This window comes from Escherichia sp. WS3063 (genome assembly GCF_046486595.1).
GTDB lineage: Bacteria > Pseudomonadota > Gammaproteobacteria > Enterobacterales > Enterobacteriaceae > Escherichia > Escherichia coli.
In genome coordinates, this window is the sequence record NZ_JBJQKY010000011.1 from 81,297 (window position 1) to 94,429 (window position 13,133).

10 protein-coding genes are annotated in these 13,133 nt (G+C 51.8%); 5 read left to right on the forward strand and 5 right to left on the reverse strand.

Features of this window, described 5'->3' with window-relative positions; translation table 11 throughout:
* Positions 1-274: 274 nt before the first annotated feature.
* Genes sapA through sapF form a run of 5 tightly spaced genes read left to right on the forward strand, consistent with a single transcriptional unit; the run spans position 275 to position 5,557 of the window.
* On the forward strand, positions 275-1,918 hold the full coding sequence (sapA, locus tag ACJHYW_RS13080) for an ABC transporter substrate-binding protein SapA (protein WP_001250202.1): 1,644 nt from the start codon (positions 275-277) through the stop codon (positions 1,916-1,918).
* Positions 1,915-2,880, forward strand: a complete 966-nt coding sequence (gene sapB / locus ACJHYW_RS13085; protein ID WP_000583265.1) for a putrescine export ABC transporter permease SapB — start codon at positions 1,915-1,917, stop codon at positions 2,878-2,880. The genes sapA and sapB overlap by 4 nt, the downstream gene beginning before the upstream one ends.
* Positions 2,867-3,757, forward strand: coding sequence for a peptide ABC transporter permease SapC (sapC, locus tag ACJHYW_RS13090; RefSeq protein WP_001146163.1), 891 nt, complete (start codon positions 2,867-2,869; stop codon positions 3,755-3,757). The genes sapB and sapC overlap by 14 nt, the downstream gene beginning before the upstream one ends.
* Positions 3,757-4,749, forward strand: a complete 993-nt coding sequence (gene sapD / locus ACJHYW_RS13095; RefSeq protein WP_001128858.1) for a peptide ABC transporter ATP-binding protein SapD — start codon at positions 3,757-3,759, stop codon at positions 4,747-4,749. The genes sapC and sapD overlap by 1 nt, the downstream gene beginning before the upstream one ends.
* A 1-nt stretch (position 4,750) precedes the next feature.
* Positions 4,751-5,557, forward strand: a complete 807-nt coding sequence (gene sapF / locus ACJHYW_RS13100) for a peptide ABC transporter ATP-binding protein SapF (protein WP_000573407.1) — start codon at positions 4,751-4,753, stop codon at positions 5,555-5,557.
* Between the two features lie 48 nt (positions 5,558-5,605).
* Here sapF and ACJHYW_RS13105 read toward each other — a convergent pair whose 3' ends face one another.
* The 5 genes from ACJHYW_RS13105 to ACJHYW_RS13125 all read right to left on the reverse strand — a co-directional run bounded on the left by ACJHYW_RS13105 (position 5,606) and on the right by ACJHYW_RS13125 (position 13,098).
* Positions 5,606-6,769: a multidrug effflux MFS transporter gene (locus tag ACJHYW_RS13105; RefSeq protein ID WP_000135019.1), complete on the reverse strand. Its 1,164-nt coding sequence runs from the start codon at positions 6,767-6,769 to the stop codon at positions 5,606-5,608.
* An 8-nt stretch (positions 6,770-6,777) separates the two neighbouring features.
* The gene (locus ACJHYW_RS13110) at positions 6,778-8,151 is read right to left on the reverse strand and encodes an efflux transporter outer membrane subunit (RefSeq protein ID WP_061092958.1); all 1,374 of its coding nucleotides are present in this window, start codon (positions 8,149-8,151) and stop codon (positions 6,778-6,780) included.
* A gap of 3 nt (positions 8,152-8,154) precedes the next feature.
* Complete coding sequence (locus ACJHYW_RS13115; RefSeq protein ID WP_000492807.1) at positions 8,155-11,262, reverse strand: efflux RND transporter permease subunit; 3,108 nt, start codon at positions 11,260-11,262, stop codon at positions 8,155-8,157.
* Positions 11,262-12,383: an efflux RND transporter periplasmic adaptor subunit gene (locus ACJHYW_RS13120; protein ID WP_000873797.1), complete on the reverse strand. Its 1,122-nt coding sequence runs from the start codon at positions 12,381-12,383 to the stop codon at positions 11,262-11,264. Before ACJHYW_RS13120 ends, ACJHYW_RS13115 begins: the two co-directional genes overlap by 1 nt.
* 148 nt (positions 12,384-12,531) lie before the next feature.
* Positions 12,532-13,098 (reverse strand): TetR/AcrR family transcriptional regulator, encoded by a 567-nt coding sequence (locus ACJHYW_RS13125; RefSeq protein ID WP_000202113.1) that lies wholly within the window; start codon positions 13,096-13,098, stop codon positions 12,532-12,534.
* Positions 13,099-13,133 lie beyond the last annotated feature (35 nt).

Sequence of the window (13,133 nt, forward strand, 5' to 3'; positions counted from 1 at the left end):
GATAAAGCGTTCACGCCGCATCCGGCTAACAATGACACGCACTGCAGTGTGCCTCAATGGGTTTCTCACGATCGTACCGCTCTGCTCCTCGCTAAGTTGTTCTGTGAGTTATAGTTATAGAGAAATCACGGGTACGAATGTTGAACAGATGGCGACGCCACCTGTTCAACGACCAACCACACGGCCCTCATTACGACCCCTGAACACAAACGGTAATGGCAAATGTCATTAAATATTAGTAAGATAGCCTCTTTACATAAAATCCCTTAATATTATGCGCCAGGTATTATCGTCTCTTTTGGTGATTGCTGGACTTGTGAGTGGTCAGGCAATCGCCGCGCCTGAATCCCCCCCGCATGCTGATATCCGCGACAGCGGTTTTGTCTATTGCGTCAGCGGGCAAGTCAACACCTTTAACCCATCCAAAGCGAGCAGTGGGTTAATTGTCGATACCCTTGCCGCCCAGTTTTATGATCGACTGCTGGATGTCGATCCCTATACCTATCGCCTGATGCCGGAACTTGCCGAAAGCTGGGAAGTACTCGACAACGGCGCGACCTATCGCTTCCACCTGCGTCGCGATGTTCCGTTTCAAAAAACCGACTGGTTTACTCCCACTCGTAAAATGAATGCCGACGATGTGGTGTTTACCTTCCAGCGAATTTTTGACCGCAACAACCCGTGGCATAACGTTAATGGCAGCAACTTCCCCTATTTCGACAGCCTGCAATTTGCCGATAACGTGAAAAGCGTCCGTAAACTGGATAATCATACCGTTGAGTTCCGTCTGGCTCAGCCGGATGCTTCTTTTTTGTGGCACCTCGCGACCCATTATGCTTCGGTCATGTCGGCAGAATATGCAGGGAAGTTAGAGAAAGAAGATCGCCAGGAGCAACTCGACCGTCAACCGGTCGGCACCGGTCCGTATCAGTTGTCGGAATACCGCGCCGGGCAATATATTCGCTTACAACGTCATGATGACTTCTGGCGTGGTAAGCCGTTAATGCCGCAGGTGGTGGTGGATTTAGGCTCCGGCGGCACCGGACGTCTGTCGAAACTCCTGACCGGGGAATGCGACGTTCTGGCCTGGCCTGCCGCCAGTCAGCTATCCATTTTGCGTGACGACCCGCGCTTGCGTTTAACGCTGCGCCCGGGGATGAACGTCGCCTATCTGGCGTTTAACACCGCTAAACCGCCGCTAAATAATCCGGCGGTCCGCCATGCACTGGCACTGGCGATTAATAACCAGCGCCTGATGCAATCCATCTATTATGGTACGGCTGAAACGGCGGCCTCTATTTTACCGCGCGCCTCGTGGGCCTATGACAACGAGGCTAAAATTACTGAATACAATCCGGCAAAATCGCGCGAACAGTTGAAGGCGTTGGGGCTGGAAAACTTAACGCTGAAACTGTGGGTGCCCACACGTTCGCAGGCGTGGAACCCCAGTCCACTGAAAACCGCCGAACTGATTCAGGCGGATATGGCACAGGTTGGCGTAAAAGTGGTGATTGTGCCGGTAGAAGGTCGTTTTCAGGAGGCGCGGTTGATGGATATGAGCCATGATCTGACGTTATCCGGTTGGGCGACGGACAGTAACGACCCGGACAGTTTCTTCCGTCCGTTACTGAGCTGCGCGGCAATTCATTCACAGACCAACCTCGCCCACTGGTGCGATCCGAAATTCGACAGCGTATTGCGTAAGGCGCTCTCTTCGCAGCAGCTGGCGGCGCGTATTGAAGCCTATGACGAAGCGCAAAGTATTCTGGCGCAGGAATTACCTATTCTGCCGCTGGCGTCGTCATTGCGTTTGCAGGCCTATCGGTACGATATCAAAGGTCTGGTACTTAGCCCGTTTGGTAACGCCTCCTTTGCTGGGGTGTATCGCGAGAAACAGGATGAGGTGAAAAAGCCATGATTATCTTCACCTTACGCCGTATTTTGTTATTGATTGTCACCTTGTTCCTGCTGACCTTCGTTGGCTTCAGCTTGAGCTATTTCACCCCACATGCGCCGTTACAAGGCGCGTCACTGTGGAATGCCTGGGTGTTCTGGTTTAACGGCCTGATCCACTGGGATTTTGGTGTTTCCAGCATTAACGGTCAACCGATTGCCGAACAGTTAAAAGAGGTCTTCCCGGCGACGATGGAGCTGTGCATCCTCGCCTTTGGTTTTGCGCTGATTGTTGGCATCCCCATGGGAATGATTGCCGGGATTACGCGCCATAAGTGGCAGGATAACTTGATCAACGCCATCGCCTTACTGGGCTTTTCAATCCCGGTGTTCTGGCTGGCGCTTCTGCTGACGCTGTTTTGTTCACTCACGCTAGGTTGGTTGCCCGTTTCTGGGCGTTTCGATTTGCTCTACGAAGTGAAACCGATTACCGGTTTTGCGTTGATTGATGCCTGGCTTTCGGACTCACCGTGGCGGGATGAAATGGTCATGAGCGCAATCCGCCATATGATATTACCCGTGATCACCCTGTCGGTTGCGCCAACAACTGAAGTGATCCGACTAATGCGTATCAGCACTATCGAAGTGTATGACCAGAACTATGTTAAAGCAGCGGCGACCCGCGGTTTGTCGCGCTTTACTATTTTGCGTCGCCACGTTCTGCATAACGCGTTACCTCCGGTTATTCCTCGCCTGGGCTTACAGTTTTCTACCATGCTGACGCTGGCGATGATCACCGAAATGGTCTTTAGCTGGCCGGGTTTAGGGCGCTGGTTAATTAACGCTATCCGCCAGCAGGATTACGCAGCCATTTCCGCCGGAGTGATGGTGTGTGGCTCACTGGTCATTATTGTTAACGTGATTTCTGATATTTTGGGTGCCATGGCTAACCCTCTGAAACATAAGGAATGGTATGCCTTACGATAGCGTATACAGCGAAAAGCGCCCGCCGGGCACGCTGCGTACCGCCTGGCGCAAATTTTATAGTGACGCCTCTGCGATGGTCGGCCTGTACGGCTGCGCGGGGCTGGCTGTACTGTGTATTTTTGGCGGCTGGTTTGCGCCTTACGGCATCGACCAGCAATTTCTCGGTTATCAATTATTGCCGCCGTCATGGTCGCGCTATGGCGAAGTTTCTTTCTTCCTTGGGACTGACGACCTCGGACGCGATGTTTTAAGCCGTTTACTGAGCGGAGCTGCGCCAACCGTAGGCGGCGCATTTGTGGTGACGCTTGCCGCGACGATCTGTGGCCTGGTACTGGGCACCTTCGCCGGGGCGACGCACGGCCTCCGCTCAGCGGTGCTTAACCATATTCTGGATACCTTACTGGCGATCCCTTCCCTACTGCTGGCAATTATCGTTGTAGCGTTTGCCGGACCGAGTTTGTCTCACGCCATGTTTGCCGTCTGGCTGGCGCTGCTGCCGCGTATGGTACGTTCGATTTACAGCATGGTGCATGACGAACTGGAAAAAGAGTACGTTATCGCCGCCCGTCTGGATGGCGCATCAACGCTGAATATTCTCTGGTTTGCTGTGATGCCAAACATCACCGCCGGGCTGGTCACCGAGATCACCCGCGCACTGTCGATGGCAATTCTCGATATCGCCGCGCTGGGCTTTCTCGATCTCGGCGCACAACTCCCCTCGCCTGAATGGGGAGCGATGCTCGGTGATGCGCTGGAACTGATTTATGTCGCCCCGTGGACTGTCATGCTGCCAGGTGCGGCAATTATGATTAGCGTGCTGTTGGTTAACCTCCTTGGCGACGGTGTCCGTCGTGCAATTATTGCGGGGGTGGAATAATGCCATTACTCGATATTCGTAACCTGACCATTGAATTTAAAACCGGTGATGAGTGGGTTAAAGCCGTCGACCGCGTAAGTATGACCTTAACCGAAGGTGAAATCCGCGGTCTTGTTGGCGAATCAGGTTCCGGCAAAAGTTTGATTGCGAAAGCGATTTGTGGGGTGAATAAAGATAACTGGCGTGTTACTGCTGACCGTATGCGTTTTGATGATATCGATTTGCTGCGTCTCTCCGCACGCGAACGGCGCAAGCTGGTTGGTCACAACGTGTCGATGATTTTCCAGGAACCGCAGTCGTGTCTTGACCCTTCAGAACGTGTGGGTCGCCAGTTGATGCAAAACATCCCAGCCTGGACCTATAAAGGCCGTTGGTGGCAGCGTTTTGGCTGGCGCAAACGCCGTGCCATTGAACTGCTGCACCGCGTGGGGATTAAAGATCACAAAGATGCGATGCGCAGTTTTCCCTATGAGTTGACCGAAGGTGAATGTCAGAAAGTGATGATAGCCATTGCACTGGCGAATCAACCGCGTCTGCTGATTGCTGACGAACCGACAAACTCAATGGAGCCAACAACCCAGGCGCAAATCTTTCGCCTGCTGACGCGTCTCAACCAAAACAGTAATACCACTATTTTGCTTATCAGCCATGACTTACAAATGCTTAGCCAATGGGCGGATAAAATTAACGTGCTTTACTGCGGTCAAACGGTGGAAACCGCGCCAAGTAAGGAGTTGGTGACAATGCCACATCATCCTTATACCCAGGCGCTGATCCGCGCGATACCAGACTTCGGCAGCGCGATGCCGCATAAAAGTCGCCTCAATACGCTGCCCGGCGCTATCCCGCTGCTGGAACAGTTACCGATTGGGTGTCGTCTGGGGCCGCGTTGCCCGTATGCACAACGAGAATGCATTGTGACGCCACGTTTGACGGGGGCGAAAAATCATCTCTATGCCTGTCATTTCCCGCTGAACATGGAGAAAGAATGAGATGATCGAAACGCTGCTTGAAGTGCGTAATTTAAGTAAAACGTTCCGCTACCGGACCGGTTGGTTTCGTCGTCAGACCGTAGAAGCGGTAAAACCCTTGAGCTTTACGCTACGTGAAGGCCAGACACTGGCGATTATTGGCGAGAATGGTTCGGGTAAATCCACGCTGGCAAAAATGCTGGCGGGAATGATAGAACCTACCAGCGGCGAGTTATTGATTGACGATCATCCGCTGCATTTTGGCGATTATTCCTTCCGCAGTCAGCGTATTCGCATGATTTTTCAGGATCCTTCGACCTCGTTGAATCCCCGTCAACGTATCTCGCAAATTCTGGATTTTCCACTGCGTCTGAACACCGATCTGGAACCGGAACAGCGTCGCAAACAGATTATTGAAACGATGCGTATGGTTGGGCTGCTACCGGATCACGTCAGTTACTATCCGCATATGTTGGCACCCGGGCAAAAACAGCGTCTGGGTCTGGCGCGCGCGCTGATATTGCGCCCAAAAGTCATTATTGCCGATGAAGCCCTCGCCTCACTGGATATGTCGATGCGTTCGCAGTTGATTAACCTGATGCTGGAGTTACAGGAAAAACAGGGCATTTCGTATATTTATGTTACCCAGCATATCGGAATGATGAAGCACATTAGCGACCAGGTGCTGGTGATGCATCAGGGCGAGGTTGTCGAGCGAGGCAGCACCGCAGATGTGCTGGCATCGCCGCTGCATGAACTCACCAAACGGCTGATCGCCGGTCATTTTGGCGAGGCATTGACGGCGGATGCGTGGCGTAAGGACCGTTAGTGTTTTGCACCTCATCCTGACAGGGCCCCCCTCAGGATGAGGTGTTCATTACTTTTGATTGTCGATTCTGGTGAGAGCAACCAGCAATGCCAGCGTATAACACACCGTAATTGCCAGACTCATTTTTAACAGTGTTTCTCCGCCAATTCCCGACAATGGCGCGGCTATACCGCCGAAGACAAACATGCTCATCCCCATCAACGCAGACGCCGTTCCAGATTCCTGCGTCCCTACTGCACTCATAGCCTCTGCCCCGCCAACAGTGCCGATGCCGCTACAAAATGCGATGGTGAAAAATAATGCCACCAGTGCCGGAATGGGCAATTGTGTCCATGCGCATAAGACCGTGAGCAATGCACACAAAATTGCCGCTATCAGGCCACCTCGCAACAATGTCATCGCGTTAATCCGTCGCGCCAGGCGCGAGAAGATCCATGAAGCAATGATAAGTCCGATGCCGTTAAGGCCAAACACCAGGCTAAATTGCATTGGACTAAAGCCAAATTCCTTCTGCAACACGAACGACGAAGAGCCGATATATGCAAACAAACCGGCCAGCATAAAACTTTGAATCAGGCAAAAGCGCATAAAACGGCGGTTCTGCACCACGCTTCGTCCGGTTAATAGCAATGATGAGCCCCTTTTATTTTCTGGCAAGGTCTCATTAATAAATAACAGGCAGCCCAGCAACAGTACGGTGCTAATTTCAGCCATTACCCAGAATAAAGTGCGCCAGTCAAAAGTGCTAACAATGTACCCGCCCAGCACTGGCGACAACACCGGTGCCAGGCCATTCACCGTCATTAACAGCGCAAAAAACTGGGTCAACGTTACTCCCTGATATTTGTCACGAGCAATAGAACGAGAGAGCACCGAACCACCCGCCCCCGCGATCCCTTGAATAAAACGCCAGACCACCAGCCAGTAAATATTGTTCGTTGTCGCGCACAAAATGGAAGAAACAATAAACAATAGCAACGACAAGATTAACGGACGTTTACGCCCTATTTTGTCGCTCAGAGGGCCAAATAACAGTTGTCCGACGCCAAGACCAATCAGTGATGCGGTCAGGGTTAATTGCGTTATGGTCGTGGTTGCCGCCAGTTGCTCAGACATCTCCGGCAAAGCCGGCAAATAAAGATCGGTACACATCGGGCCGATACCGGCTAAAAGACCAAGAATCAATGCCCATGAAAGAGAGACTCTAGCCATATTATTCCTTACTTGAGTGATGACATGCCGCCGCCCAGCGACTGCCAGAGCGTGATTCGGTTTGTAAAATCAGTCAGTTGCAGTGCCAGCAGCTCCTGCTGTGCGCTCCACAAGCTGCGCTGCGCCGTCAACACGGTCAGGTAATCACCAACACCCGCCTGATAGCGACGCAAGCCAACATCGACCGTTTGTTGTTCAGCTTTAACATACTGGCGCTGTGCATCCAGTTGCTCTTCAAGCGTGGTCCGCCGCGCCAGTGCGTTAGCGACATCTTTAAATGCGCTCTGAACGGTTTTTTCATAGGTGGCAATGAGTCCACGCTTTTGTGCTTCTGCGTAACGAAGCTGCGCCAGATTACTTCCGCCAGTAAACAGCGGTAATGTGACCGATGGCGCAAATGACCAGATCTGCATTCCGTGGCTGAACAACGACGACAACGCGTCACTGCCAACACCGGCACTGGCAGTCAGCGAAATCGTCGGGAAAAAGTTAGCCCGTGCCGCGCCAATATCGGCATTGGCGCTCTTCAAATTATGTTCCGCTTCCTGGATATCCGGGCGACGCAGCAGAACATCAGATGATACTCCCGCAGGAACCAGACTTATCATTTGTTCCGGCAGGCTTTCCAGTGTTCCCGGTAGCAGATTTTCCGCAAGCGTTGTACCTGCCAGTAAGTTCAGCGCATTTTTATCCTGCATCACTTGTGTCTGATAGCTGGCAACGCTGGCGCGCGCTTGCTGATAAACACTCATCGCCTCACTGACATCTGTCGCTGCCGCCGTGCCAACCTGTTGCTGGCGCTGGATAATTTTCAATGAGTTTTCTGCACTGGCCATCGTTTCTTTTGCCAGGGCCAGGTTGCTGTTATCAGCCGCCAGTGTCAGCCAGGCGGTGCTGATTTCAGCAATCAGCGTTAAATGAGTGTTCTGGGCTGTAAATTCACTGGCAAGCCAGGTTTCCCGCGCCGCCCGAGATAAACTCTGATTACGACCAAACAGATCTAACGTATAACTGGACACCGTGCCGTCAGCCTCGGCAGTTGTTCCCGTACCATTCGCCAGCGAACGACTGCGAGTCGAACTTAAGGCCGCATTCACCGTCGGAAATAACGACGCATTAGTTTGCCCATAGAGCGCCCGTGCTGAGTCAATATCAGCAATCGCTTTTTGCACATCGCGGTTACTGTTCAGTGCAATGGTTACTACCTGCTGCAATCGGGGATCGTGGATCACCTGCTGCCAGTCATGGCTGATTGCCTTCCCCTGGCCCTGTGCTCCCGGCAAGGTCGCCGGGATTGGGGATTCAGGCGTACTGTAGTGAGGATCGAGCGAGACACATCCCGCACTCAACAACACCAGAAAAATAAGAGAACGACGCAACATAACTTACTCCTGACGGCGCGGTTTACCGGCAAACAAACGTTTCACCAGTACAAAAAACAGAGGAACGAAGAAAATGGCCAGTAATGTAGCGGTCAGCGTGCCGCCAATAATGCCCGTACCAATGGCGATGCGGCTGTTCGCCCCTGCGCCAGTTGCTATCGCCAGCGGCATTACCCCCGCAATAAACGCCAGCGAGGTCATGATGATTGGGCGTAAACGAGTCTGCGCCGCGCGTAATGCCGCACGACTCAAGGAATAGCCCTCTGCAACCGCCGCTTCAGCAAATTCCACAATCAGAATGGCGTTTTTCGACGACAAGCCGATAGTAGTTAATAGCGCTACCTGAAAGTAAACGTCGTTGTTTAAATCACGCATCCAGGCCGCCAGCGCCGCGCCAAGAAGCCCCAGAGGGATCACCAGAATGACCGAGAACGGGACTGACCAGCTTTCGTACAGTGCTGCAAGGCAGAGGAAAACCACCAGAATAGAAACTGCATACAGACTTAATGCCTGACCGCTGGCCAGTTTCTCCTGCAATGACAAACCACTCCAGGCCCATGTTGTTCCCGCAGGAAGACTGTTTGCCAGTTCCTCCATTTTTGTCATTGCATCGCCGGAACTAAAGCCAGTCGCGTTTTCGCCCTGAATTTCATAGGCTGCCGAGCCGTTGTAGCGCACCAGTCTTTCCGGTCCATACAGCCAGCGGGTGGTCGCAAAAGCAGAGAATGGTGTCATGGCGTTATCGCTACCGCGCACAAACCATTTACCTAAGTCTGACGGCGCGGAACGAAATTCACTGTCGCCCTGAATGTAGACTTTTTTCACACGACCACGGTCAATAAAGTCATTCACATAAGTACCGCCCCACGCACTGGACAGGGTGTCGGTGACATCATTCAAACTCAACCCTAATGACACCGCTTTATTGCTATCAATATCTACCTGCAATTGCGGCATTTGTGGCAAATCATTGGCGCGTACAGAATGTAACTCCGGACTTTGATTCGCTTTTTCTATCAACTGATTACGCATTTGCAGCAGTGTTTCACGATCGGTTCCACCGTTAGCTAACAATTCAAACGTAAAACCATTGCTTTGCCCCAGCCCATCAACGGCTGGCGGCGTCATCGCAAATACCGTGGCATCACGAATTGTGCCCAGCTCTTTGGTTGCCCGTAGGGCGATAGCCTGGGCGGTGTTTTCTGCCCCTTTACGTTGAGACCAGTTTTTCAACGAAACAAACGCCATCCCGGTGTTCTGTCCGCTGCCGCTAAAACTGAAACCATCAACGGTAAAGATGACATCGGTATTTGCTTTCTCGTTAATCAGGAACCAGTCAACAATCTGGCGATTCACTTCTGCTGTACGGGCAGCGGTCGCCCCGGCCGGCAGCGTGTACTGCACCATGATTTCGCCCTGGTCTTCAGTGGGTAAGAAACTGCCCGGCAGTTTCCACATCATCAGGGCCATTCCACCACCCAGTACGACATAAAGCCCCATCGTTCGAGCAGCACGGCGCAGGACATAAATTACGCCTCGCTGATATTTATCTTCAGTACGACGGTAAAAGCGGTTAAATGCGCCGAAAAAGCCTTTTTTATGTGGCGGAACATGCTGGAGGACGGAACCGCACAGGGCGGGAGTCAAGGTCAATGCCACTACCACGGAAAGCAGCATTGCGGAGATAATGGTTATCGAAAACTGACGATAAATTACCCCCGTAGATCCCCCAAAGAAGGCCATAGGCAGGAATACGGCTGACAACACCAGCGCAATGGCAACCAGTGCGCCAGAAATCTCGCCCATTGATTTTTCCGTGGCTTCACGCGCGGGCAACCCTTCGTCACGCATAATGCGTTCAACGTTCTCCACCACCACAATGGCATCGTCCACCAGCAAGCCGATCGCCAGCACCATTGCAAACAACGTCAGGGTATTAATCGAATAGCCAAACAACGCAAGAACGCCGAATGTGCCCAGCAAAACGACGGGGACAGCTAACGCCGGAATCAGTGTGGCACGCAGGTTTTGCAGGAATAAATACATCACGCAAACCACCAATACGATGGCTTCAAACAGCGTCTGAATTACGTCCTCTACGGAGATTTTAATAAATTCAGTGCTGTCTTTCGGGTATGCGATGTCGTATCCCTGCGGCATGTTCCGCTGGAATTCGGCAATCTTATCCTTGACCAGCGTCGCCGTATTCAGCGCATTCGCACCGGGCGAAAGCATTACAGCAACCCCGGCAGACGGGTGACCGTTAAGTTTGCCGATAGCGGTATAATCTTCACTGCCCATCTCAACGCGAGCCACATCTTTTATACGAACAACTGCGCCGTCTGACTGGCTTTTCACGATAATATTTTTGAACTGATCCACCGTCTGCAAACGAGACTGCGCACGTACCGTTGCGGTCAGTTGCTGAGTATCCGGTGAAGGCAATGCCCCTATTTTCCCGGCAGTAACCTGCACGTTTTGCGCTTCAATAGCACTTTGCACGTCTGAAGGCATCAGCGAGTAAGACGCCAGTTTGGCCGGGTCAAGCCAGATGCGCATAGCGTATTCCGCGCCAAAGACTTGCAGACTCCCCACACCTTCAACACGCGCCAGCGGGTCCTGAACGTTACTGACCAGCCAGTCGGCGATATCCGAACTGGAGGCTTTGTCAGTGGTGTCATACACGGCAGCAATCAGCAAAAAGTTGCTTTGTGATTTCTCCACCGTAACACCCGTTTGCTGCACTTCGCTGGGTAGGCGCGACTCCGCCTGCTGAATTTTATTCTGCACCTGAACCTGTGCAGTATCTGGATCGGTACCTTGTTCAAAGGTCACATTAATACTGACCGAACCATCAGAGCTACTGGTTGAGCTGAAATAGAGTAAATTATCAAGCCCAGTGAGTTGTTGCTCGATAACCTGAGTCACGCTGTTCTCCAGCGTTTCGGCAGAAGCACCAGTATAAGTGGCTGAAATTTTAATGGTCGGTGGCGCAACGTCAGGATATTGCGCGACGGGCAATGTGCGAATAGCCAGAATCCCCGCCAACATAATCAAAATGGCGATAACCCAGGCAAAGACCGGGCGGCGAACAAAAAAGCGCGAAAACATCAGGCATTGCCTCCATTAGCCTGAACTTCAACAGCCTTGACGGTCTGCCCTGAAGTGACTTTGGCAGAACCTTCAACAATCAGTCGGTCGCCGTTGTGCAGGCCGTTCAGCACCAGCCATTTATCACCATACGTTTCTCCCGTTTCGAGCGTTCGCTGCTCTACTTTATTGTCTTTATTCACCACCAGCGCAGTTGCATTGCCTTTAGCATCGCGCGTAACGCCCTGTTGAGGCGCGAGAATAGCGTTTTCCATCACGCCTTCATCGACACGAGCGCGAACAAACATTCCCGGTAATAACTGCTGTTGTGGATTGGGGAAAATTGCCCGTAATGTCACCGAACCGGTAGACTCATCCACCGCGACTTCGGTGAGTTCCAGACGCCCTTTTTCGCTGTAGGTTGTGCCATCTTCCAGAATAAGTGAGACGCTCATGGTGTCACTGTTGGTCGCCAGTGACTGTTTACGCAGACGTAATAAATCGACACTGGAGCGAGTGAGGTCGACATACATTGTATCCAGACCACGAATAGTCGTTAACGCTGTATCCTGCGACGCGGTCACCAGTGCGCCAGGGGTTACCGACGAAATACCAATACGCCCCGAAATCGGTGCGGTTACCGTGGTCCAGTCAAGATTAATGCGCGCAGTTTCCAGTGCGGCTTTTTTCGCCTCTACACTGGCTTTATCTTGTGCACAGGTAGACTGAGCATCATCAGCATCCTGTTGTGAAACACCGTTCTCTTTCACCAGTCGGGCATAACGCTGCGCTTTCTGGCAATCGGCTTTTACCAGTGCCTGTGCTTGTTGTAATGCTGCCCGAGCTTCATTCCATGCAGCCTGATAACTGGCCGCATCAATCTGGTAGAGAGGCTGTCCAGCCTTGACCAGATCACCTTCCTTAAATAAGCGTTTCTGGATAATTCCCCCAACCTGCGGACGTACTTCAGCACTGAGCGCAGCACTGGTACGTCCGGTTAATTCACTGACTACCGAAATCGGTTGAGATTTGAGCGTAACAACGCCGACTTCTGTTTCTGACGGGGATGAATTGTTACTTTGCGTATTATCACAACCCGATAAGAGCAGCATTGCCACTACAGATGTTGCTATATACTTCATTATTTTCTCCAGGGTGAGAAATACCCTCCTCATTGAAATTAATGAGGATATGTCAGGGATATTCAGTTATAACGAACCCGCATCGCGAAATGAATTTCGCAATGAAATAAGGGGGATTAATATCCCCCGCTATTGGTTAATTCTGTTCTTATTTATTTATCAACATACTAACAATATCCTGATATATTTCCTGCAGATGTTGTGGATCGCTTTTTTGTGGTGTTAAACGACGATAAACCGTACCTTCCATCATGGTAGCAAACACTTCAACGCAGCAACGAATGTGCTCGTCGCTAAGATGGGGATGCATTCTTTTCATATGTGCACAACCGTTAGCGAACATTCTGGCGTCAGCTTCTTCAAGCATTGCCATAACCCGCGGGTTGCGTGTGGCTTCTGCAGCCACTTCCAGCATCAGCGCGTCGTCGTCCTCATTTAAGGATTTACGCAAGGCAAGGACTTCCGGGAAGTGATCGGTACGCGCGTCAATGTCCATTTGGGCAATACGAAAGTCGATGATACGGCGAACCATCTCTTCAATAATGGCGTCTTTGTTGGCGAAGTAACGATATATCTGACCCACGCTAAGCTGAGCTTCGCTGGCAATTTGCGACATACTGGCGGCATGAAACCCGCAGCGACGAAAACACCGACGGGCGGCGTTAATGATTTCATCCTGACGCTGTTTGTGGCGTATCTCCAGCTTGCTGGTCATTTCTGTCTCCTGGCCTATCACTTGGTGAGAATGAT